The following is a 20,576-nucleotide window of genomic DNA, read 5'->3' as shown; positions in this document are numbered from 1 at the left end:
AGCCAAAAGAATCGTCGTCGGCGCTCCGGCCGACGTGGCATCGTTGAAGCCGATTTTAGCGGAGGATTTCCAATGCCATTGAAATTACACACGGCGCAATTTGAGCCCGGTGGAGGGCATCAAGGGTTTCACAACGTGGTCTGGATGACCCTGACTATGAGCTACTCCGGCCACGGGCCCGAGCTAGGCCATCCTCAAGTTGGCGTTGCAATTCCCCTAGCGAAGGATCGCGCCTGCACCATCGGAGCATATGAACAGCAGTTCGCGGAAATCGCGAAGCAAGTGCTGCGAGAGACGCTCCACCTGCTCGATGCTCACTCCATAGAAGAGCTCGAGGAGATCGGGGAGATGGCCCAACGTGCTTGGGAGATGGAGCCACTCTACACCCGCCTGGAAGATTGAGGTCGGAAATGGAAAACCCCGCGCCGGGATCTCCGGGCGGGGTTTCTCTACTGTGCATTTATGTGCCCTGTTAAGCGGTCCCTGTCAACAACCTTGATCAGAGTTGACTGCGCGGGCGCTCAGGCATCGGCTACCACACCGGACGCGTAGAGGACACTCAGGGCCATTTGCAGGCGTTCCGTCGAGACCATCAGTCCTTTGCCACCCGACGCGCACCCATCCCGCAGATATCTCCCATCGCAGCACACATGCTCCACCACGCTCCTGGCATCCTTCGGGATCTGCCGGGCGAGCCGCGCATAGCGGTGCTGGGCGTCGAGCAGGATCACGGTCCGAGCTTCGGGGTTGGGCGTGCTGTCCACGCGGGGCTGCGAAAGATCCGCCGCGGGCGTGCGCTGGCAGGCTTCCCACGCATCGGCCAGGGCGAGGCCGGCGGCGCGCTGCTGTTTGTCCAGGATGCCGCGCGCGTACATGTCCTCGACGGGGTGCAGCACCCGCCGCCGGCGCCGGCCGTTCGCATCCTCCGGCACCGGCTCAGTGATCATCCGCAGCCGGGCCCGCGCGCCCACTTCGCGCTGCTCGGTGTCCCGCGGGACGATCCGATGCGCGCCCGTGCGTGCGTCCCGCACCACCTTCACCCGGCAGACCTCGCCCCGTGCCACGGCGACCGAGCGGGTCACGCTGGCTCCGGCATCCCAGTCCGCGCCCCCGAGCTCCACCTGCGGCAGCGTCGTCGCCACCTTGCGCTTGCGGCCCACACCCATCACTGACCTCCTGCCATGATCACGCCGCGCACCAGCTGCGCGGCCGTCTTCTCGCGCCGATCCCAGAAACTCCGGAACCGGGCATCGTCCTCGCTGAGCACCTGCCCCGCCGCGATCCGTTCCTCGATGATCTGAAGCCGGCGCCGATCCTCGGCAGCCTGCTCGCGCAGCTGGGACAGGGCGTAATCCGAGGTGGGCGGCGGGCCCGGCTTCACCAGTGCCGAGAGCAGCGGCCCCGCCCAGCCTTCCGCCTGGGCACGCCGGCCGACGGCGCAGGCCATGAAGCTGGTCACCTTGCGGTCGAAGCCCGGCGGCGGTGCGCTGATCGTGTGGGCGAACTTCACCACCCGGACCTCGCGCGGCCAGCGGTCGCCGGCCTTGCCCTCGCCCATGGTCATCAGCCCCTCGGCCAGCGTGGCGAGATCGGCGCGGTCGAGGTAGGCGAGCTTCGCCGCGATGCGCTCGAGCTCTGCCCGATGCCCATCCACCGTGGTGCCGGTCGGGCGCTGGAACCCTGCCCCGTTCAGCCGGTCGATCACCAGCTCTCTCACGGCAGCCTTGCCGGTGACCGGTTCTGTCGTCTCGCTTTCGGTGGTCATCTGCTCAGCCTCTCTCTGCATGATCCGAAGTTATCCACAGGCTCACTGTTCAGGGGGTAAGGGGGTTATTCATTTCATTTCCTTTAGCTGCGAGGCAGTTTTGAGGCAGACGAAAGCGCCTCGGTGCTGCAGCGCTACTGCAGCGAAGTGCCTCGGAAGTGCCTCAAACTGCAGCGCTGCTGCAGCGGAGTGCCTCGCGAGGCAGTTTCACGTCCCGGCCTCCCCGATGCGGCGCGCCCCCACGACGTTCGCCACCTGCTGGCCCGCAGCATCGCGCATGGAGACCGCATCCATGGCCCGGCGGACGTTCGGCACCGTGCGCCGGCTGTCGCAGTAGGTCTTGAGCTCGGCCTCGACCGCGATCACGAAGTCCTCACGCTGCGTGAGCCCCGCGTGGGCGCCGGCCTCCAGCATCTTCTTGCGCAGGCGCGTCAGGTTCGAGCGCTCGGTGCCCTTCGCGCTGGTCTTGCGCGACTTGTCCATCCAGTCGAGCTGTTCGAGGATCATGTCGGTGACTTCCGGATTGTGCAGGCGCACGACCATCTCTCCCCGGATCTCGCACTGGCAGTGCGACCAGCCGAAGAGCGCGCCCTCGCGGACCCGGCGCCAGCCGTCGACATCTCGCCCGAGGCCGGCCAGGTTCGCCAGGTCGAGGTCATCATCGGGCAACGTGCCCACCGGGTCCTGCTCGCATGCGGCCCCCCACAGCAAGAAGCCGTAGAATCCGGCGGCGGGGTCCACTCGGGGCACGGCGCGGGAATCGCGCAGCTTGCGAAACTTGAAGGGCACCCAGTCGCCGCGCAGGGGCGTGCCCCACTCGATCGGATAGACAGGCAGGTCATGCATGGTGGATCTCCCGGGCGAGGGCCTCGACCGCTTTCGGATCGATGCCCATCGCCTTGGCAATGGTCAGAGGGCGCCCGCCACGGCGCAACTGGTCGGCGGCCCGCACAAGGCGCGGATCGGCCGGGGGCGCCTGCGTGGGGCCACACTTGGCGATCTCTCGAAGGCGGTCGAGGTCGGGCCCGACAGCGCGAAGGTCGGACACGTGCAGCCCGCGTCTATCGAGCCAGGAACGCAGCCGGATGCGAAGCGACCGGTCAGGCATCACCTCGACCTCCCTTTCCCCGGCTGCGAGACGCAACATCAACTCGGGCATTTCGGCGAAGAGGTCGCGGGTGTGGATATTGGCCGGCTTGGCCGCAACAGGGACGTCACACAGCCGACGAAGGCCGGCGGCGTCGGGCCCTACCTCCCGGATCGCTGCGAGGCTGATGCGGCGCTTCGACAGCCAGGTGGCGAGGTATCCGTTGCTCCCGGTCAGATATGCTGCCCGCTTGATGCTGGCGCCATCGGTGACCAGCATCAGCTGCTCCTCGTAGTCGTCGAAAGTGGATGTGGCGGCGGACCTCATGGCGCCACCGAGGCCAGGACCGGGCCCCCCTCACTGGCATCGGTCTCGCGCTTGACCCTCTGCAAGAGCCCGAGCGCGCCCGCCCTCGACATCGGTAGGCCGCACCGGGTCATCTCTTCGGCGATGGCCTTTCCGGTCCACCCCTTCGCCTGTAGGTCCAGCATGCGCAGGATCTGCTGATCGGTGTAGCTGTTGGGCGTCTGCCTACCCATTGGCCGCCTCCTTCCGCTGCTCGAGGTTGTTCGCGATGCCGTTGGCGAGCCCCTCGGCGACCAGCTCGGCGAGCGTCGGCCGGAGTTGGGCGAAACGCCCGTGGCCATGCAGCATGGCGGTCACCTCGGCCATGCTGCCCCCCATGGAGCGCCGCACGGCCGAGATCGGCTCTCCCGCGGCCACGCGGCGCCGGGCCGCGATGATGCGGGCGGCCATGGAGCCCTCGGAATAGCCTGTGCGCCGGCCCCGCCGAGGCATGCCGCGCTCATCCAGATCCTTCACGGCGCACCAGATGAGCTCGCGGGCCAGCCCCGTCTCGGCGGCGACATGCGCGAATATCTCGGGGATGGACTCGCCCGGCGCGGCGAGCAGCCGGTCACGCAGATCGCGGCGCAGCTCCGGGGTCAGTGTGCGAACGGCGGGGCTCATGCCGCACCGCTCCGGATCACCTGCGGCCGCAGGCGCTCGTCGATCAGCGCCAGGAGTGCGGCGCAGGCATCGATGTCCTCGACCACCAGCGGCCGGATGTGCTGCGCCTCCTCGCGTGTCAGGTCCCCTTGCAGACTGGACCGCGGGCCGAGCGCTTCGAGCATCGCAACCTGCGTCTCGCCGACGCGCATCATCACCGCGCCCGCGGCCTGCGAGATGTCCCCCTCGCCAGCCACACCGGGCATGAAGAAGCCGCCGGCCAGCGCCGCGAAATGGCGCGCCATGGCGCTCGCCGCTTCCGGCGAGGTGCGGGCGAGGTGATCGAGGTCCTTCACGGACATGCGCCGGCCGGTCTCGGTGTCCGGGTCGGTCCAGCGGCTCAGGGTGGAGGCCGACTTGCCCAGCTCGGCGCAGGCCAGCTTGCGGCCAGCCTGGTCGAGCGCGTCGGAGATCATCTCGGTGTAGGAGTTCGGGCGCTGCGGGCGCATGTGTCAAAACCTCCGGAAAGCTATTCCCTGTCGCCTGCCATGCCCGTTGGGCATGTTGCAGGTGCGAGAGGGAGGTGCGGTGCGAGGGAGAGGGTTTCAGCAGGGGCGCGGGGGCGGACATTACTCCGCCCCCGCAATTGCCGCTTTTCGACACAGCGGCAGTCACTCCGCGGTCTCCGAACTGCGCTGACGCCGCAAGTTGAACAGATCTTCCGGCGGCATGGGAAAGCCGCGCGCGAGCGCGAACTTGACGATGTCGGGATACCAGTGACCCGGCAAACGCCCCCGATGGGCCGCAACTTGAATTGCGTCGGTTGAGCGGCCGGTGTCCTCAGACAGAGCCGCCATCGCCGCAGACAGCGTTTCCTCGGAGGTGATCTGCTTGAGGTAAGATTTGAGGTGGTTCATGCCGCTATAATACTTACCATATGTAAGATATCAAGCGGCATGAATGGTAAATTTTTGCCTTACACTCGGTAAGGTATAATAGGGGCATGGATGACACCGATATGAAGATCGCTGGCTACGGCAGGATCACCAAGGAGCACATAGGCCGCCGCCTGGCAGCCGCGCGGATAGCTCTTGGAAAAACGCAGGAAGAGATGAGTGAGGCAGCCGGCCTAGATGTCGGCGTGTATGGGCATCGCGAGCGAGGGCGCACCTCGCTCAGCCCAGCCGAGGCTTGGTCTCTCTTCGAGAGCCTCGGCGTAAGCCCAACTTTCCTGCTTTTCGGCGACCCAACTGCACTGGGGATGATGTGGCCCCGGATACGCGCCGCACTCTCAGTTCTGCCCTCGCCAGAGAGTGAAGCACGCCCTCGGAGGGGCCGGCCACCCAAAAAACTGTCCAGAGCGTGATCCTGATTAAAATGTTACGCATGGAAGTCTCCCTGAAATTCGGCGCCAAATTGGTCTGATCTCTTGCGCCATTTGTCAGGAAACCTGATGATGGCAGGAAGGTACAGAACGGCCGCCCAGAACGTGGAGGCAGTTCTCCACCCCGTTAGCCTCAACACCCCCGCCTCACTCCACGAACCCCACCACACCCCGCTCGCACAATCGGCAGATGCACAGCCTGGCGAGGGAGGTCTACACTCGTACCCGCGTGCAATCAAAAACTTACATATCGTATTTTTTCCATGTTGAAATCTTACAAAGCGTAGGTTTATAGTCTCCCCAACGACCACACGGGAGACGGCAATGCAGACCCACCCAGACAGCATCCGCAGCGAGGCCCGCACCATCCTCACTGACGGCATCGCACACCCCCCTTCCCTGATCAGCCTCGCGGTCATCGCCGCGAAAGCCGGCGGCGCCCTGCCAGCCCTCCGCATGGTCACCGCGCCTGATGGCACGGCCCGCTATGAGGAGGCCCGGGCGTGATCGGCATTTCGCACAACTTCCTCACTTGTCCTGAAGATCGCCGGCGGGTCATCGCCGAGGACTTTCGCCGCCGGCGCACCAGCTCCGATCGTCGCGACCTGCTTGACGCCATCTGCATGGACGGCGAGGCCAGCGCCGATTGGGTGGCCGGCTTGTGCCGGCTGCGCATTCTGGATCTGGAGGTGCACGCGCTCAGCCTGGAAGACGCCCTCCGGCGCTGGTGCATCGCGGCAGACCGGGAGGCAGCGTGATGGCCACCACCCTCCCCATCGATATGGCCGGGCGCCGCTTCGAGGTCGGGCACCACGTCATCGAGGATTTCGGCATGAACAACTACGAGGGCCTGGCTTTAGTGGTCGCGCTGCACACCACCAGCGAAGCGACCGCTGTGCTTGACGTCATTCTCGACGCCAGAAGCGCCGCCACCGTCGGAGAGGCAGCGGAGACGGCGAGCCAGCCAGGAGGTCGAGAGATCGACACCACCACAGAAACGCTCGGAGATCAGCAGAATGCGACGATCGCCGGGGGTGACGTCATCCGTCCCAACGACATCGGCTGCAACGCGCCGATCTCCCAGGAGCGACACTAATGGCGGCGTGCAGCAGCCTTGCAGAGTCTCAGCGTATCTGGCCGCGGTCTGAGGAAACTCTCTCGATGATGATGACCTCTCTCCGGCCGCCGAGGGCAAGCACCAGCCCCACCAGAAGCAGAAGCGTCCCCACGATGAATCCCATGAAGGTGGCCATGCCGGTCACCAGCGCGCCGCCGGCGCCAGCGCCCACCGCTGCCCAGATCTCCGTGCCCGGTTCGGAGTTCGCGACGATCTCCGTCACCGCGCGGCCGGACAAGAGGAACGCGGATAGTGGGAGGGCGAACGTGCAGGCACCCAACACAAGAAACCCACGGCCGAGCGCGCGCCGCGCTGTCGGCGCGGCAACGCAGAGCAGCCCACAGGCAAACACCGAGGCGACGAGGGCGATGGCGGTTGTCTGCCTAGCATTGCCGGCGAGAGCAGCCGCAGCTGGAGACAGCATCACTGCTGACAGGATGCCGAACACGATCCCGACAATGAGCCGAAAGGCAAAGGCTACAACTGACATAACAAGACTCCACGAATACCTGCGGCTATCTGGAGCGAAAGCGGCCGGGCAGGTCAACGGCATTTCGGCCGCCGCCTGCGGTGGCGCCAAACGATCCGACATCACGCACCCGCTCACTGCGGCCATCGTGGGGATCTCCTGATGGGCCCGCTCACGCTTCAGGCGTTCACGAACGGAACCCCCGACCTTCGCCATGCGCTCGCAGATGCACAGCACTTTCTCATCGAAGATCGCATGTTCGAGACCGTCAATCGCGTGATCAACGACATCAACGCGGCGCATCCGAATGCGCCGTGCGCGCTCCAGCTCATGATGCCTGCCCCAACGACAGTCTTCGAAACCAGCAACTGGGCAGCCATGATGAATGCGGCGAGTGACGGCTGTGTGCAGATGTGGTTCGCCACTCGTGATGAAGGCTTCACCCCAATTTGCTGCTTTCGTAGCAGGTCTACGAGCTTCCAGCCTAGGGCACCCCTCCGCTCTCGCGAACAGATCCAGCTTGCGTGCTCCCTCGCCCAGCGACTGGACCTCCTCGCTGACCTGATTTCCGAGCCGCGCCTCGTGCGCCGGAGAGATCTAGGCCGTCAAATGCGCCGCGCCGCCGAACGCGCCACCTCGGGCGTAGCTCCCGCCGCATGGCACAGCGTCTCCTGGACGGTGGGCGACGAGGTCTGTCCCAAATCCGCCGACGCGCTGGCATCGCACCGCCTCCCACTCCACTTCGCCCGAGCGCATTGGCGCAAGTACGATCAGGAGACCGCGCACTCTGAGCTCCGGCCGGGTAGGCCCGGGCATTGGGTCTGGGTCAAGCATGCCTGGAAGGGGCATCCCGACTACGGCATCCGCCTGCACCACTACACCCCCGACATCGACCCGGACGGCAAGTCCGCCGCCGTCATCGCCGACGCGAAGCGCTCGGCGACCGAACAGGCGCGGGCTGCTGCAATCGAAGCATGGAATGGCCGCGCATGACCGACATCGCCACAGAGCAGCAGGATGACACCACGCCCTCCCAGTACCGCGTGACCGCGGGCGAGTTGCGCCAGTTCATCGAGCGCTACGAGCGGCTCGATGCCGGGAAGCGAGACATCGCGGACCAGCAGAAGGATGTGATGACCGAGGCCAAGGCGCGCGGCTACGACACCAAGGTGCTGCGCAAGATCATCTCGCTGCGCAAGAAGGACCCGCAGGAGATCTCCGAGGAGGAGGCCGTCCTCGAGCTCTACCGCGAAGCCCTTGGCATGTGAGATCTGCCCGGCCCCTATCCCCCAGGCCGAGCAGCCAGCCCGCCGGCATCAGTCCCCTTATGCCGGCGGGCGCAATCAACCCCGATCAGGAGCACACACGATGCGTCTCGGAGAGTATTCCGCGCAGGTCTCGCAGCTTCTCCACGAGGCCGCGACGCACCATCACAACTGCCACCGCGATCTCGCGGCCCGGGTGCTGCAGGAGGCCGAACGGCTGGCGATCAATGGCCAGCACGCCGCCGCCACCGAGCACGACACGCTCACCCGCATGCGCGCCGAGATCGCTGGGCGTCGGGCCGAACTGAGGGCGCCGGCATGATCGACCTCACCCTCGCATTGCCCCTGTCTTTCGTCGCGGTCTGCGGCGTGAGCGCGGGCCTGCTCGCCGCCAGCATCCTGGCCGACGCGCACGGTATCTGCCTGCGCGGCCTCCGGCCGTTCCTGCTCGCCGCCACCCTGGGCGGCTTCGGGTGGTTGCTCATCGCTCTCGCGGTGCTGTGGTGGCTGTCATGACCGAGATGCGCGTGCTGGTCGCCTGCGAGTTCTCCGGCATCGTGCGCCGCGCCTTCGCGGCCCGCGGGCATGACGCATGGTCCTGCGACCTGCTGCCGGCCGAGGATCGCTCCAACAAGCACATCGTGGGCGATGCCCGGGACCTGCTGGGCGATGGCTGGGATCTGCTGATTGTCGCGCACCCGCCCTGTACCCGGCTGTGCAACAGCGGCGTGCGCTGGCTCTCGAAGCCGCCCGCCGGCCGCACGCGCGCCGACATGTGGGCAGAGCTCGAGGAGGGCGCTGCGCTGTTCTCCGCCTTCTGGAATGCCCCCATCGAGCGCATCGCGGTCGAGAACCCGGTGATGCACCGGCACGCGAAGGAGTGCATCGCGAACTACGCCCCGCCGGCGCAGAGCGTGCAGCCCTGGCAGTACGGGCACGGCGAGAGCAAGCGCACCTGCCTGTGGCTGAAGAACCTGCCGCCGTTGCAGCCCACCAAGATCGTCGCCGGCCGCGAGGCGCGGGTGCACCGCATGCCGCCCGGGCCAGACCGCTGGCGCGAGCGCTCGCGCTTCTTCCCCGGCATCGCCGCCGCGATGGCCGACCAGTGGGGCGAGCATGCAATGCAGGAGGCGGCAGCATGAGCAGCGGCTTCACCATCCGCCGCGACAAGGACGGCGCACACCACGTCTACGAGATGATCCACCGCGGCCGGCACGAGACGCAGGAATCAGCGGCCGACCAGGTGATGTGGTTGGTGGAGGGGGCGAGGAGATCCTGCGTGAACTGCCGCGGGCAGGGCGTCGTCTCGTGGCACCCGCGCTGGGACAACGGCTGCATGCCCTGCCGGACGTGCCGGCCGGAGAAGGAGGCCGAATGATGCCCGAGGCTGCACCGCTCCTGACTAAAACCGAGGCCGCCGCGGTCCTCCGCGTGTCAACACGAATGCTGGACAAGCTCCGCCAGCGGGGGCTGAAGTATATCCGTCTCGGTCGATGCGTGCGATATCGCCTCGACGACTTGCAAGAATTTATCGCCGACCAGACCTCGGAGGACCGATGCCGTTCAAGCGCGAGGGCTCGCCCCACTATCACTACGACCGGACGATCACAGTTGCAGGGCGGCGTTATCGGGTTCGAGGAAGCACTGGCGAAACGTCCAAGACCCGGGCGAAGGAGATAGAGGAGCATGCGGTCCGCGCCGAGCGAGATCGCATCATGCATGGCGACGACCGGCAGCACCTGACACTCGACCAGGCGCTCGGCACCTACGCAGCCAACGTCGCGATGTATCAGCCCTCATGGCGAACGACACAGAGCCAGTCTCGGGCGCTGCTGGCGAGCCTGCAGAGAACAACGCCGCTGGACACCATCACAACCGCCACCCTCACCGAGCACACAGCGCGCCGCAGGGCGGCCGCGGCCAACGCCACAGTGAACCGCGAGCTGCAGCTGCTCCGCCGTGTGCTCTCCTACGCCCAGAAGAACCTGAATGCCGCGGTGCCCGATATCGACTGGAAGGCCCTCACGCTCAGGGAGCCTCGGGAGCGCGTGCGCGAGCTCACAGCCGACGAAGAACAGCGTCTGTTCGCGAACCTGCGTGAAGACTTCCATCCGCTAGTCCGCTTCTGCCTCATCACCGGATGCCGCGTCGGCAGCGCCATCAAGCTGGAATGGCGAGACGTGGACCTGCGCGCGAGAGCGCTCACGTTCCGGGAGATGAAGGGCGGCGAACACCATGCCATCCCGCTGTCCGCAACCCTCGTGCTGCTCCTCGCGAACCTGCCTAAGGCCGAAGGCTGCGACCGCGTGTTCCTCTACAAGTTTCGCGGCAAGCAGCTACGCCCCTTCACCGCCGCCGGCTGGAAAAAGCCATGGTGGGATGCGCTCGAGGCCGCCCGCATCCCCGACTTCCGCTTCCACGACCTGAGGCATACCGCCCTCTCTCGGATGACCAGGGCCCGGGGGATTGCCGCCGCGCAGAAGCTCGCAGGCCACGCCGACATCACGACCACCTCGCGCTATGCCCACGTCCAGATGGCAGACCTGCTGGAGGCGATGGAAATAGCCGAGTCCACCCACAATAGACCCACACCCCGGAAAGCGTGATCTGTACGACATTGAAATTGCTTCACTTTACATGAGGCCGCGAAGCTTCCCAAGCTGAGGGTCGCCGGTTCGAACCCGGTCGCCCGCTCCAGATTTCTAGTCATGTCAAGGCGTTGCAAATCGGCCATTCCGGCCGGACAGAGCGCGTGTGGAATGGACAGGCCGTCAGATGCAACCGATTGCATGAAGCCAGCCGGGATCCGCCCGGGGTGATCTGCCCGGCATGCGCGATTCTCCCGGAAGCTGCGCCGCCCCCTGCCGCACGTATTCATTCACACCCGGCGTAGGCGCTTCGCGTGGCCCGGGCGAGCACCTGCAACCTCAGGGAGCGCGGGCGCGTCCACGCTCCCCTTGATCGCTGTGGCGCGTTCATCGGGTAGCCCACGCCTTTCGGGCCGCATGGCGACGCCGACACCCGCCGGCGCAATCCCGATCCGGAGACCGCGCCCGGCCGGGACGTTGGCCTCGACAAGGCCTTCCGGCAGGACCACGGCCCCCGTGACCTGCTTCACCCGGCGCATCGCCGATCCGATCCATGGCCCCGGCGAGAGGGCGGTGACCGTCCCGCGCACCCCGGCCATCGAGGGCGTGGAACCGGGCCTCGCGCTGATGAAGCGCTCCGGCGTGCGGCGGGCTAGTCGATGCGCCGCCGCGCCGGCGCCGGGCCTCACTGCAGCGCGCGGGCGATCTGCTGGGCAAACTTGGCGGAGGCGACAGGCAGCGTGCGGCCGCGCATCTGGCCCAGCAGCAGCAGGCCGGGGGCGAGGTCGTCGCGGTGGATCGGGCGCAGCACGAGGCCGTTGCCCGGCTCATCCGGGATGCCGATCGGGATCTGGAAGCCCACCACCTGCTCATAGAGCACGTAACGGCGCATCAGCTCGAAGCTGTCGGCCTCCACCACCGGGCGCAGCGCAATCGAGCGCCCGCGCGTCGCCTGCTCCAGCAGGTGGCGCACGCCGTATTCCGGCGAAGGGATCACATGCGGCTCGGCCAGGCAGTCGCGCAGCCGCAGCACCTCGCGCCGCGCGAAGGGGTGATCGGCCGAGAGCACGGCGCGCACCGGCTGTTCGGTGGCCTGGATCACCTCGAAATCCACCAGGTGCATCGGCTCGAACACCAGCGCGAGGTCGGTGGCAAAGCTGCTCAGCTCCTGCTCGGCCTGGGCGCGGTCTCGGATGCGGATCGAGAAGGTGACACCGGGGTGCTCCCGGCGGTAGCGCGCCACCTCGCGCGGCAGGAACACCGGGTTGAGCGCCTGCGAGCAGGCGATGGAGACATGGCCGCGCCGTTCGCCGCCCAGATCGGCGATCAGGCTGCGCACCCGGGCGAGGTCTCCCGCCTGGGCCTGGATGTGCTGCATCAGCAGCTCCCCCGCCGGGTTGAGCCGCACGCCGCGCGGCAGGCGCTCGAAGATCGGCGTGCCCAGCTCCTCCTCGAAGGCCTGCAGGCGGCGGTTGAGCGCCGAGCCGGTGATGTTCATGTCCTCCGCCGCGCGGCGGATCGAGCCGGCGCGGGCGACATCGCGGATCATCATCAGGGTGGTGAGGTGGCGCATGGCGGCTCACTGCTGCAAATTCTGCATCGGAATTCTGAAATCATAGCAGTGGAAGGCAGCACTGCACAGCGGCACGATGAGTTCCGGGTCCATGGCGAATCTGGCCGGGCCCCGAAGCCTGCCCCCGTTACCCCACCCCCGATGCGGAGCCCCGGAGCCGATGCGCGACGCCGTGCGAGATCTGCCTGCCGTGCCCCGCCCCTCGGGGGTCGGGTCTCACGCGCGCCGCCCCTCAGGGCTCGAGGCTCACATGCGCCGAGACGATGCGCCAGCCCTCCGGGCGGCGCATCCACACCTGGCTCTGCGCGCCGCGCCGGCCGGAGCCGCGGCGGCGGTACTCGCAGGTGGCGGTGCCGAAATCGGGGGAGAAGGCGGTTATGCGCACTTCGCTCAGGTCGCGCGCGCTGTCCGACACGTCGCGCGCCCGGCGGAAGCGGGCGATCTCGGCATGGCCGTAGAGCCCGCCGCCCGGGGCGAGCCGCACCGCGCGCGCATCCTCCCAGAAGAAGCCGGTGAGCCGCTCCACGTCATTCGCGCCCAGAGCCGCCTCGTAGGCCTCGAACTCGGCGCGGATTTCCGCCTCCACCGCCGCCTGATCGAACGCATCCATCCCCGCACCCTCCGCATGTGCCGGAGCCCCGGCCGGCTCCCCGGCAGAAAGGAATGCCAGAAATGACCGATGTGCAACTGGCCGCAGAGCCGGCGCCGCTGAAATTCTCCCCCGCCCGCACCGCGCTCATCGTGATCGACATGCAGCGCGACTTCCTCGAGCCCGGCGGCTTCGGCGAAACGCTGGGCAACGACGTGTCGCTGCTGCAGGCCGCGGTGGGCCCCTGCGGCGCGGTGCTGGAAGCGGCGCGCCGGGCCGGGATGCTGATCATCCACACCCGCGAGGGCCACCGCCCCGACCTCTCCGACGCGCCGCCCGCCAAGCTCGCGCGTGGCGCGCCGAGCAAACGCATCGGTGACCCCGGGCCGATGGGCCGCATCCTCGTGCGTGGCGAACCGGGGCACGACATCGTGGCCGCCCTTGCCCCCGCTCCCGGCGAAGTGGTGCTCGACAAGCCCGGCAAGGGCGCCTTCCACCAGACCGACCTCGCCCAGATCCTCGCCAACGGCGGCATCGACACGCTGATCGTCTGCGGGGTGACCACCGAGGTCTGCGTGCACACCACCATCCGCGAGGGCAACGACCGCGGCTACCGCTGCGTGGCGATCGGCGATGCCTGCGCCTCCTACTTCCCCGAGTTCCACCGCGTGGGCCTCGAGATGATCAAGGCGCAGGGCGGAATCTTCGGCTGGGTGAGCGACGCGCGGAGCTTCGCCACCGCACTCGCCGCCGCCGCGGCCGCCGCATGAGCGAGAGCCGAATGAACGAGAGCGGTGCCCCGAAGGCCCGCCGCACAGCAACCGACAGGAGAGCGAGACCATGGACAAGACCGCAGTGAAGCTCTGGACACCGGGCGACTGGAACGCCCTGTTCGGGCTGGGAACCAACGTGCTGGTGAACCTTCTGGTGATGACCGGCCTGCTGAAATTCGTCGTCGGCCTGCCCGACGAACTCACCTTCGGGCGCATCCTGCCCGCGGTGGGGCTGATGCTGTTCCTGGGCAACATGTACTACGCCTGGATGGGGCTGCGGCTGGCGCGGCGGGAGGGGCGCGCGGATGTCTGCGCCCTGCCCTCCGGCCCCTCGGTGCCGCACATGTTCATCGTGGTCTTCGTGATCATGCTGCCCATCCTCGGCCAGACCGGCGACCCGGTGAAGGCCTGGGAGGCCGGGCTCGCCTGGGTGTTCCTGCAGGGCTTCATCCTGATCGGCGGCTCGTTCCTCGCACCCGTCATCCGGCGCATCACCCCGAGGGCCGCCCTGCTGGGCACGCTGGCGGGCGTCTCCATCGCCTTCATCGCCATGCGCCCGGCCACCGAGATCTTCATGACCTCGATCATCGGGCTCACCTGCCTCGCCATCATCCTGGTGAGCTGGTTCGGCGGGGTGCGATACCCGCGCGGCATCCCCGCGGGCCTCGTGGCCATCGTGGCCGGCATGGTCATCGCCTGGGGCGCCGCCGCACTGGGCATGCCCGAGATCGGCGGCATGAACGCGGGCAGCCTGGCCGAGAGCTTCGCGCAGTTCGGCTTCTCCGTGCCGCTGCCGGCGGTCGACCACGTGTTCTCCGGCTTCGAGTTCCTCGGCTTCATCCTCGTCACCGCCATCCCCTTCGGCGTCTACGACCTGGTGGAGGCGATGGACAACGTCGAGTCCGCCGAGGCCGCGGGCGACGTGTACTCCACCACCGAGGCGATCTCGGCCGAGGGCGCCATCTCGCTCATCGGCACGCTGCTCGGCTCGCCCTTCGCCAACGCGGTCTACATCGGCCACCCGGGCTGGAAGGCGATGGGCGGGCGCATCGGCTACTCGGCGGCCACCGGGGTGTTCGTGCTCGCCCTCGCCTGGTTCGGCATCCTCGCGGTGTTCCTCAACCTGGTGCCCGTGGTCGCCATCTCGCCGATCCTGCTCTACATCGGCATGCTGATCGGGGCACAGGCCTTCCAGACCAGCCCGATGAAACACGCCCCCGCCATCGTGCTGGGCATGGTGCCCCACCTCGCCGCCTGGGCGAAGACGCTGATCGACGGTGCGCTGGGGGCGGCGGGCGCGCAGGTGACGCCGGAGCTCCTCGCCGGCATGGCGCAGAACGGCGTGCTCTACCAGGGGCTTGGCGTGCTCGGGAGCGGCGCCATCCTCACCGGGCTCGTGCTCGCCGCCATCGCGGTGTTCGTGATCGAGCGCAACTTCCCCTGGGCGGCGGGGTTTGCCGGGGCGGGCGCGGTGCTCACCTTCTTCGGCTTCATGCACGGGCCGGCGGTGGGCTTCGGGGTCACCCCCGGCGTGGCGCTGGCCTATGCGGTGGTGGCGGTGTTCCTGTGGTTCTGCCCGAAGCTCGCGCTGGTCGACAGCAGCCCCGCCGTGCATGAGCCCGGCCCCGACGTGCAGCCCGCGGAATGACCGGGATGGATTTCGAAGCCTATATCGACGCGGTGTCGGAGGCGATCGACCTCCCCGTGGCGGCGGCGCACCGCCCCGGCACCGCCCGTTTCCTCGGCCTTGCCGCGGAGATGGCGGCGCTGCTGGAGGCGGTGCCGCTCGACGACGGGGAGCTCGTGCTGGCCCCGGTCTTCCGCCTGCCCGAGCCGGGGGAGAGTGCCGATGGCTGAGCTGCCCTGGGCGATGGCCCACGAGATCGCCGCCGCCGTGGGCCGGGGCGAGCTGCGCGCCCGGGCGGTGGCCGAGGCGGCTTTGCGCCGCATCGCGCTGGTGAACCCGGAGGTGAACGCCTTCACCGCCGTCACCGCCGAGCGCGCGCTGGCAGAGGCGGAGGCGGTGGACACCGCCCTCGCCGCGGGCCGGCCGCCGGGCCCGCTCGCCGGCGTGCCCTTCGCGGTGAAGAACCTCTTCGACGTCGCGGGCCTGCCCACCCTCGCGGGCTCGGCCATCAACCGCGACCGCGCCCCCGCCCGGGCCGATGCCGCCCTGATCCGCCGCCTGCGCGCCGCAGGTGCGGTGCTGGTGGGCGCGCTCGGCATGGGCGAATACGCCTACGACTTCACCGGCGAGAACAGCCACGAGGGCGCCTGCCGCAACCCGCATGACCCCGCGCGGATGACCGGGGGCTCCTCCTCCGGCTGCGGCGCCGCCACGGCGGCCGGGCTCGCGCCCGTCTCCCTCGGTTCGGACACCAACGGCTCGCTGCGCGTGCCCGCCGCGCTCTGCGGGGTGTTCAGCCTCAAGCCCAGCTACGGCCGGCTCACCCGCGCCGGCACCTTCTCCTTCGTCGACAGTCTCGACCATCTCGGCCCCTTCGCCCGCTCGGTGACCGACCTCGCCCTCGCCTACGACGCGATGCAGGGCCCGGACCCGGATGACCACGGCTGCGCCGGCCGGCCGCTCGAGCCCGCCCTGCCCGGGCTCGGCCGCGGAGCGGAGGGGCTGCGTTTCGCCCTTCCCGGCGGCTGGCTCGCCGGCCAGGCCGGGCCCCGCGCCACCGCCGCCGCCGAGGCCGTGGCCGCCGCGCTCGAGGCGGCCGGAGCCCGGCGGCGCGCAGGCATCGACCTGCCCGGTGCCGAAGCCGGGCGCGCCGCGGCCTATCTCATAACCAATTCCGAGAGCGCTGCCTTCCACCTCGACCGGCTGCGCCGGCGCGCGGCGGAGTTCGACCCCGACACGCGCGACCGTTTCCTCGCCGGCGCGCTGCTGCCCGCGGCCTGGGTCAGCCGCGCCCAGCGGGTGCGCGCCTGGTGGCTGGCGCAGGTGATGGAAGCCTTCGCGCGCACAGACGCGCTGATCGTGCCCGCGACCCCGGTTTGCGCACCGCTGCGGGGCGAGACGACCCTGCTCCTGAACGGCGAGGCCCGCCCCCTGCGCCCCAATCTCGGCCTGCTCTCGCAGCCCTTCTCCTGCATCGGCCTGCCGGTGGTCACCGTGCCGGTCTTCCGGCCCGGCGAACTGCCCCTCGGCGTGCAGGTGATCGTGCCGCCCTGGCGCGAGGCCCTCGCCCTGCGCCTCGCCCGCAGGCTCGAGCTCGCCGGCGTCGCCGCCGCGACTCCCCCGGCCAGCGCCGCGCTCGGCTGACCCGCGGCACGGCGGCCGGTGCCGGCGCGGCCTGCCCGGCCGATCGCGGCGCGACCTTTCACCCCCCCGACCTGCCACGAACGATATCCTGCCGCGAACCGGGGGGGCACCTTGCACCCCATCCGGGTTCATGGCAGGTGCGTCAGCCCGGCGTCACCACGCGCGCAGCTGCCGGCCCCGCCGCGGCGGCCCGGCCCTCCGGAGAGGAGCATCGCCTTGCAGCAAGGCCAAATCCGCAGCCTTCGATGCGCCACAACCTGACCTTGGCCCTTGGCGGCTTGATCAACCTGAAATAGTGTTACCTTGAAAGCATCGAATTACGGAACGACCGCAATGAAACTGATCCTGCATATCGGGCCCCACAAAACCGGCAGCTCGTCGATTCAGGCCTCGTTCAGCAAGGCGCGCGAGAGCCTTGCCGAACAGGGTGTGGTCTATCACGTCGACACCGAGCTCGGCGTCCGGTCGCTGTCGGCCAGGTACTCCGCCCGCTCGGGGCTCGCGCTGCCCTCGCTGCTGCGCGTGTATCCCAACGCCGACGACGTCATCGAGCGGAGCGAGAAGGCCTGGCAGGCGCTGGAGCAGAACGCGCCCGGCTGCGGTGCAAGGCTCTACGTGATCTCGAGCGAACATTTCGCCGCGCTCACCGCCGAGGGCACGGAAGAGGCCGTGCGGCGCCTGCAGACCATCTTCGACGAGATCAAGGTCGTGGCCTATGCCCGCGACCCGGTGTCGATGTACGCCTCGAGCATCCAGCAGCAGATGAAGGGGGGGCTGCGGCTCTCCACCTTCCCGATGCCGGGCCGCTACGGCTGGCTGCTGCGCCGGCAGATCGAGCCCTTCGCCGAGCTGGTGGGCAAGGAGAACGTCATCGTGCGCAACTTCTCGCGCGACAAGCTCCACGACGGCGACGCGGTGCAGGACTTTGCCCATGTGCTGGGCATGGAGGGCCAGCCCGTCACGATCAAGACGGTGAACGAGAACGAGTCGATCTGCGGCGCTGCCGTCGCCTGGCTGATGATGGCCAACGAGACGGCCGACCCCGGCCCCAGCACCGAGTCGCGCCACAAGGTGATCCAGTCGATCCTCGCCTCCGAGCGGCTGAAGGCATTCCCCTCGCTGAAGCTGACCGACAAGGAACTGCAGTCGGCCATCTCGGCGAAATCCTACGAGGACATGGTCTGGGTGAACGAGACCTTCCTGCCCGCTGACCAGCAGCTCAAGCTGGGGCCGAAGACGAGCATGCTGAAATCCGTGCCCCCCGAGGAGATACGGAACCGGGTGCGCAACTGGATCATGAGCTACCTGACCCAGGACGCCGCCGCCGCCATCGCGGAAGAAATCGTCAGCACGAAAAAGGTCCAGGCTCGGGAAAAGGCGGCTGCGGTCTAGGTCCGCCATAGGCATCGCGGCCCCCCGGCACGCTCCGGCGGGGCCCGCTACCCGGAGGCGATCCGGCGCTGAGCCCCGCGCGCCCGCGCGAATGACGGCGGGCCGACATCCTCACCGCCCCCTCCGCGCCTGCACACGCCGCGAACCGCACTCCATCTTCAGGGTCGCGCCCTCGCGGAACCGACCATATCGACAGACGTAAGCTCAGGGAAACCAACGCGTATGGCACGCAATCTCATTCTTCATATCGGGACCGAAAAGACGGCCACGACGACCATTCAGAAATTTCTTTACACCAACCAGCCTGAGCTAAGAAAACGCGGCGTGTTTCTCGGCAAGAACCTCGACCGGCCGAACAATCGCAAGTTCGTCGCCTATTTCCAGACCCGCTTCGACGACTACATGCGCGATCTCCAGATCAAGGACGAGGCCGAGAAGGCGAAGTATTACGAGGGCTTCCTCGAAGGCTTCCGCAAGGACGTGAACGAGCGCATTCCGGACGGCAAGACGCTGCTCATCACGTCGGAGCATTTCCACTCGCGCCTCACCGAGCCGGGGAATGTCGAGAGCCTGCACAAGTTCGTCTCGGGCATCTTCGACAACGTCAAGATCGTGTGCTACCTGCGCGAGCAGTCGGCGCTGGCGCTGAGCCTGTTCTCGACCGCGATCAAGGCCGGCCACCGGCACCCGATGGACGAGTTCTATCGCCAGGTCCGGGTCGACAACAACTACTACAACTACGATCTGTTCCTGTCGGCCTGGGCCGATGCCTTCGGGGCGGAAAACCTCGTCATCCGGCGTTTCGACAAGAAGCACCTGGTGCAGGGCAGCATCATGAAGGACGTGCTCACGCAGGCCGGGCTCGGCGACCAGCTGGAGGGCTTCCAGTACAACATCCCCAACGCGAACGAGACCCTGGGCTATGTCGGGCTCGATCTCGGCCGCCTGCTGAACGAGTATTTCCCGCGCTGGAACGAGGACGGCTCGATCAACAAGCAGTGGGTGCGCATCATCAGCCTGCTGTCCGAGTCCAAGCTCGGCACCATGTCGCGCATCTCGAACGAGTACGCCCAGCAGACCTACGAGATGTTCAACGAGAGCAACATCGCCGTGGGGCGCAAGTTCTTCGGCATCGACGGCAACCCCTTCGAGCGCCCGGCGGAAACCTCGACCCGCACCGAGAGCGTCAACCTCACCGAGGTCCGGGACGCCCTGCTCGCGTTCATGGAAGGTTTCCTCAAGGAGATCAAGCAGCCCTGAGGGCTGCCGGACCACAGGACGCCCCGCCGCGCGGGGCGTCCCGCCCGGCGCGTCTCCCCCCGCGCGGGGTGGGGGCGCGCCGGGCCGCAGGAGCGCCGCTCAGAGCCACTCCTCCTTTGCGGGAAACACTTCCTCGCCCGAAAGAACCTTCTCCAGGCTCAGCCGCATCTCTGGCAGCTTGCGCAGCTTCATGTCGGGGAAGGCCTCGATGAACTGATCGACCTTCTTGAACTTCACGTCACCGAACGAGGACACGGCGTAGTTCCACCACTGCGTCTCCTGCACCCGCTCGATCACCTCGTCGGGAAAGCGGAAGCGGATGATCTTCGCCGGCACGCCGCCGACGACCGCGTAGGGCGGCACGTCCTTGGTCACCACCGCGCTGCCGGCGACGATGGCTCCGTCACCGATGGTGATCCCGCGGGCCAGGACGGCGTCGCGGCCGATCCAGACATCGTTGCCGATGTTCAGCGTCGGCTGGCCCACCTTCACCGGCGAGGTGGCATCCCAGTCGGGGAAGCCGTTCCTGCGGATGATGTCGCCGTATTTGCGCGAGTAGGCGAAGATATGCGTGGTCACCCAGTCGGTGGGGTGGTTGTTTCCCATCAGCCTGATGTTGCCCGCGAGGCTGCAGTAGCGGCCGACAACGGCGCCGAGCATCTGCGAGGAGGTGTAGGACATGTATCCGAGCGACGACATGAACAGGGTGTTGCCCGCCGCATTGTGCTGAGTGAACGGCTCGAGGGTGGCGCCCGGGAAATAGCGCACCTTGCCGATATTCTGGTTCGGATGCACGTCGACCGGGGAGATCAGTGCATTCTCGAGGCAGGCGAGCTCGTCTTCTCCTAGGGGTTTCTCAGTCAGCATTCCTTGGACTCCACCTCTGATGCAGGTCACTTCACACAGGCGCCGAGCGCTCGCCGCCCGACACGGCATCTCCCCCGTACCCGCGTTGAATCGCTCAGCATTCGTTAAGTGTTAATGGATGAGCGCCCCATGATCCATTGCAATGACGCACCCTTTGTTGCACTGCACCCGAGGGGTGTCCGGGCCAGTGCGGTTGCCTCGCTGCACAGCCTCGGGTAGCGTGGTCGC

30 protein-coding genes and 1 pseudogene are annotated in these 20,576 nt (G+C 67.8%); 19 read left to right on the top strand and 12 right to left on the bottom strand.

The genetic code is table 11. From position 1 onward, the window contains the following. Window positions 1-402: hypothetical protein (locus tag D3P35_RS13090; RefSeq protein ID WP_232830495.1), on the top strand; the 402-nt coding region annotated here is incomplete at its 5' end. A 119-nt stretch (window positions 403-521) separates the two neighbouring features. On the opposite strand, the gene D3P35_RS13085 is transcribed toward D3P35_RS13090, so the two are convergent. From D3P35_RS13085 to D3P35_RS13050, 8 genes are all read right to left on the bottom strand, one after another. Continuing rightward, window positions 522-1,166, bottom strand: a complete 645-nt coding sequence (locus tag D3P35_RS13085; RefSeq protein ID WP_118135179.1) for a hypothetical protein — start codon at window positions 1,164-1,166, stop codon at window positions 522-524. Then, on the bottom strand, window positions 1,166-1,765 hold the full coding sequence (locus D3P35_RS13080) for a hypothetical protein (protein WP_118135178.1): 600 nt from the start codon (window positions 1,763-1,765) through the stop codon (window positions 1,166-1,168). Before D3P35_RS13080 ends, D3P35_RS13085 begins: the two co-directional genes overlap by 1 nt. 207 nt (window positions 1,766-1,972) lie before the next feature. Then, a complete protein-coding gene (locus D3P35_RS13075; protein WP_118135177.1) occupies window positions 1,973-2,611 on the bottom strand; it encodes a hypothetical protein in 639 nt (212 codons plus the stop codon). Beyond that, on the bottom strand, window positions 2,604-3,131 hold the full coding sequence (locus D3P35_RS13070; RefSeq protein ID WP_157982138.1) for a hypothetical protein: 528 nt from the start codon (window positions 3,129-3,131) through the stop codon (window positions 2,604-2,606). The genes D3P35_RS13075 and D3P35_RS13070 overlap by 8 nt, the downstream gene beginning before the upstream one ends. A 44-nt stretch (window positions 3,132-3,175) precedes the next feature. Continuing rightward, entirely contained in the window at window positions 3,176-3,391 is a 216-nt protein-coding gene (locus D3P35_RS13065; protein ID WP_118135175.1) for a hypothetical protein, read from the bottom strand. Beyond that, window positions 3,384-3,821 (bottom strand): hypothetical protein, encoded by a 438-nt coding sequence (locus tag D3P35_RS13060; protein WP_118135174.1) that lies wholly within the window; start codon window positions 3,819-3,821, stop codon window positions 3,384-3,386. The genes D3P35_RS13065 and D3P35_RS13060 overlap by 8 nt, the downstream gene beginning before the upstream one ends. Then, complete coding sequence (locus D3P35_RS13055; protein ID WP_118135173.1) at window positions 3,818-4,309, bottom strand: hypothetical protein; 492 nt, start codon at window positions 4,307-4,309, stop codon at window positions 3,818-3,820. Before D3P35_RS13055 ends, D3P35_RS13060 begins: the two co-directional genes overlap by 4 nt. 162 nt (window positions 4,310-4,471) lie before the next feature. Continuing rightward, window positions 4,472-4,717, bottom strand: coding sequence for a hypothetical protein (locus D3P35_RS13050; protein ID WP_118135172.1), 246 nt, complete (start codon window positions 4,715-4,717; stop codon window positions 4,472-4,474). A gap of 86 nt (window positions 4,718-4,803) precedes the next feature. On the opposite strand from D3P35_RS13050, the gene D3P35_RS26990 reads away from it, so the two are divergent. The 4 genes from D3P35_RS26990 (at window position 4,804) to D3P35_RS13030 (ending at window position 6,280) form a co-directional block, all read left to right on the top strand. Continuing rightward, window positions 4,804-5,166 carry a helix-turn-helix transcriptional regulator gene (locus tag D3P35_RS26990; protein WP_118135171.1) on the top strand — a complete coding sequence of 121 codons (363 nt, stop codon included), beginning with the start codon at window positions 4,804-4,806 and terminating at the stop codon, window positions 5,164-5,166. A gap of 342 nt (window positions 5,167-5,508) precedes the next feature. Continuing rightward, the gene (locus D3P35_RS13040) at window positions 5,509-5,691 is read left to right on the top strand and encodes a hypothetical protein (protein WP_118135170.1); all 183 of its coding nucleotides are present in this window, start codon (window positions 5,509-5,511) and stop codon (window positions 5,689-5,691) included. After that, on the top strand, window positions 5,688-5,942 hold the full coding sequence (locus tag D3P35_RS13035; protein WP_118135169.1) for a hypothetical protein: 255 nt from the start codon (window positions 5,688-5,690) through the stop codon (window positions 5,940-5,942). The genes D3P35_RS13040 and D3P35_RS13035 overlap by 4 nt, the downstream gene beginning before the upstream one ends. Then, window positions 5,942-6,280, top strand: coding sequence for a hypothetical protein (locus D3P35_RS13030; RefSeq protein ID WP_118135168.1), 339 nt, complete (start codon window positions 5,942-5,944; stop codon window positions 6,278-6,280). Before D3P35_RS13035 ends, D3P35_RS13030 begins: the two co-directional genes overlap by 1 nt. Before the next feature lie 28 nt (window positions 6,281-6,308). On the opposite strand, the gene D3P35_RS13025 is transcribed toward D3P35_RS13030, so the two are convergent. After that, entirely contained in the window at window positions 6,309-6,917 is a 609-nt protein-coding gene (locus tag D3P35_RS13025) for a hypothetical protein (protein WP_118135167.1), read from the bottom strand. 15 nt (window positions 6,918-6,932) lie between these two features. Between D3P35_RS13025 and D3P35_RS13020 the strand changes: the two genes are divergently transcribed. The 8 genes and pseudogenes from D3P35_RS13020 to D3P35_RS12985 all read left to right on the top strand — a co-directional run bounded on the left by D3P35_RS13020 (window position 6,933) and on the right by D3P35_RS12985 (window position 10,641). Beyond that, entirely contained in the window at window positions 6,933-7,763 is an 831-nt protein-coding gene (locus tag D3P35_RS13020; RefSeq protein WP_118135166.1) for a hypothetical protein, read from the top strand. Continuing rightward, complete coding sequence (locus D3P35_RS13015) at window positions 7,760-8,038, top strand: DUF2312 domain-containing protein (RefSeq protein WP_118135165.1); 279 nt, start codon at window positions 7,760-7,762, stop codon at window positions 8,036-8,038. The genes D3P35_RS13020 and D3P35_RS13015 overlap by 4 nt, the downstream gene beginning before the upstream one ends. Window positions 8,039-8,138: 100 nt before the next feature. Next, window positions 8,139-8,357 carry a hypothetical protein gene (locus D3P35_RS13010; protein ID WP_118135164.1) on the top strand — a complete coding sequence of 73 codons (219 nt, stop codon included), beginning with the start codon at window positions 8,139-8,141 and terminating at the stop codon, window positions 8,355-8,357. Continuing rightward, entirely contained in the window at window positions 8,354-8,551 is a 198-nt protein-coding gene (locus D3P35_RS13005) for a hypothetical protein (protein ID WP_118135163.1), read from the top strand. The genes D3P35_RS13010 and D3P35_RS13005 overlap by 4 nt, the downstream gene beginning before the upstream one ends. 5 nt (window positions 8,552-8,556) lie before the next feature. Beyond that, window positions 8,557-9,177 (top strand): hypothetical protein, encoded by a 621-nt coding sequence (locus D3P35_RS13000; protein WP_118135188.1) that lies wholly within the window; start codon window positions 8,557-8,559, stop codon window positions 9,175-9,177. Further along, window positions 9,174-9,413: a hypothetical protein gene (locus D3P35_RS12995; protein WP_118135162.1), complete on the top strand. Its 240-nt coding sequence runs from the start codon at window positions 9,174-9,176 to the stop codon at window positions 9,411-9,413. The genes D3P35_RS13000 and D3P35_RS12995 overlap by 4 nt, the downstream gene beginning before the upstream one ends. Next, window positions 9,410-9,565: pseudogene (locus tag D3P35_RS26985) on the top strand (helix-turn-helix transcriptional regulator); the annotation flags it as partial. The gene D3P35_RS12995 and the pseudogene D3P35_RS26985, both read left to right, overlap by 4 nt. A 26-nt stretch (window positions 9,566-9,591) precedes the next feature. Continuing rightward, the gene (locus tag D3P35_RS12985) at window positions 9,592-10,641 is read left to right on the top strand and encodes a site-specific integrase (RefSeq protein WP_232830494.1); all 1,050 of its coding nucleotides are present in this window, start codon (window positions 9,592-9,594) and stop codon (window positions 10,639-10,641) included. A 667-nt stretch (window positions 10,642-11,308) separates the two neighbouring features. Here the strand turns inward: D3P35_RS12985 and D3P35_RS12980 are convergent. Together D3P35_RS12980 and D3P35_RS12975 are read right to left on the bottom strand one after the other, a co-directional pair. Beyond that, window positions 11,309-12,196, bottom strand: a complete 888-nt coding sequence (locus tag D3P35_RS12980; RefSeq protein WP_118135159.1) for a LysR family transcriptional regulator — start codon at window positions 12,194-12,196, stop codon at window positions 11,309-11,311. Window positions 12,197-12,428: 232 nt separating this feature from the next. Further along, complete coding sequence (locus D3P35_RS12975) at window positions 12,429-12,806, bottom strand: AtzH-like domain-containing protein (protein WP_118135158.1); 378 nt, start codon at window positions 12,804-12,806, stop codon at window positions 12,429-12,431. 62 nt (window positions 12,807-12,868) lie between these two features. Between D3P35_RS12975 and D3P35_RS12970 the strand changes: the two genes are divergently transcribed. From D3P35_RS12970 to D3P35_RS12945, 6 genes are all read left to right on the top strand, one after another. Beyond that, the gene (locus tag D3P35_RS12970; protein WP_118135157.1) at window positions 12,869-13,555 is read left to right on the top strand and encodes a cysteine hydrolase family protein; all 687 of its coding nucleotides are present in this window, start codon (window positions 12,869-12,871) and stop codon (window positions 13,553-13,555) included. 70 nt (window positions 13,556-13,625) lie between these two features. Then, window positions 13,626-15,206, top strand: coding sequence for a regulator (locus D3P35_RS12965; protein ID WP_118135156.1), 1,581 nt, complete (start codon window positions 13,626-13,628; stop codon window positions 15,204-15,206). A 5-nt stretch (window positions 15,207-15,211) separates the two neighbouring features. Beyond that, complete coding sequence (locus D3P35_RS12960) at window positions 15,212-15,415, top strand: AtzG-like protein (RefSeq protein ID WP_198670609.1); 204 nt, start codon at window positions 15,212-15,214, stop codon at window positions 15,413-15,415. Next, entirely contained in the window at window positions 15,408-16,829 is a 1,422-nt protein-coding gene (locus D3P35_RS12955) for an AtzE family amidohydrolase (RefSeq protein ID WP_118135154.1), read from the top strand. The genes D3P35_RS12960 and D3P35_RS12955 overlap by 8 nt, the downstream gene beginning before the upstream one ends. Before the next feature lie 333 nt (window positions 16,830-17,162). Then, window positions 17,163-18,221, top strand: a complete 1,059-nt coding sequence (locus D3P35_RS12950) for a hypothetical protein (RefSeq protein WP_118135153.1) — start codon at window positions 17,163-17,165, stop codon at window positions 18,219-18,221. A 324-nt stretch (window positions 18,222-18,545) separates the two neighbouring features. Further along, entirely contained in the window at window positions 18,546-19,481 is a 936-nt protein-coding gene (locus D3P35_RS12945; RefSeq protein ID WP_118135152.1) for a hypothetical protein, read from the top strand. Window positions 19,482-19,580: 99 nt separating this feature from the next. On the opposite strand, the gene D3P35_RS12940 is transcribed toward D3P35_RS12945, so the two are convergent. Continuing rightward, complete coding sequence (locus tag D3P35_RS12940; protein ID WP_157982136.1) at window positions 19,581-20,348, bottom strand: CatB-related O-acetyltransferase; 768 nt, start codon at window positions 20,346-20,348, stop codon at window positions 19,581-19,583. Window positions 20,349-20,576: the final 228 nt, after the last annotated feature.

Source organism: Oceanicella sp. SM1341 (genome assembly GCF_003448965.1).
In the GTDB taxonomy this organism is placed as follows: domain Bacteria; phylum Pseudomonadota; class Alphaproteobacteria; order Rhodobacterales; family Rhodobacteraceae; genus Paroceanicella.
The sequence above is the reverse complement of the archived record's forward strand: the minus strand, read 5'-3'. Positions and strand labels throughout refer to the sequence as shown.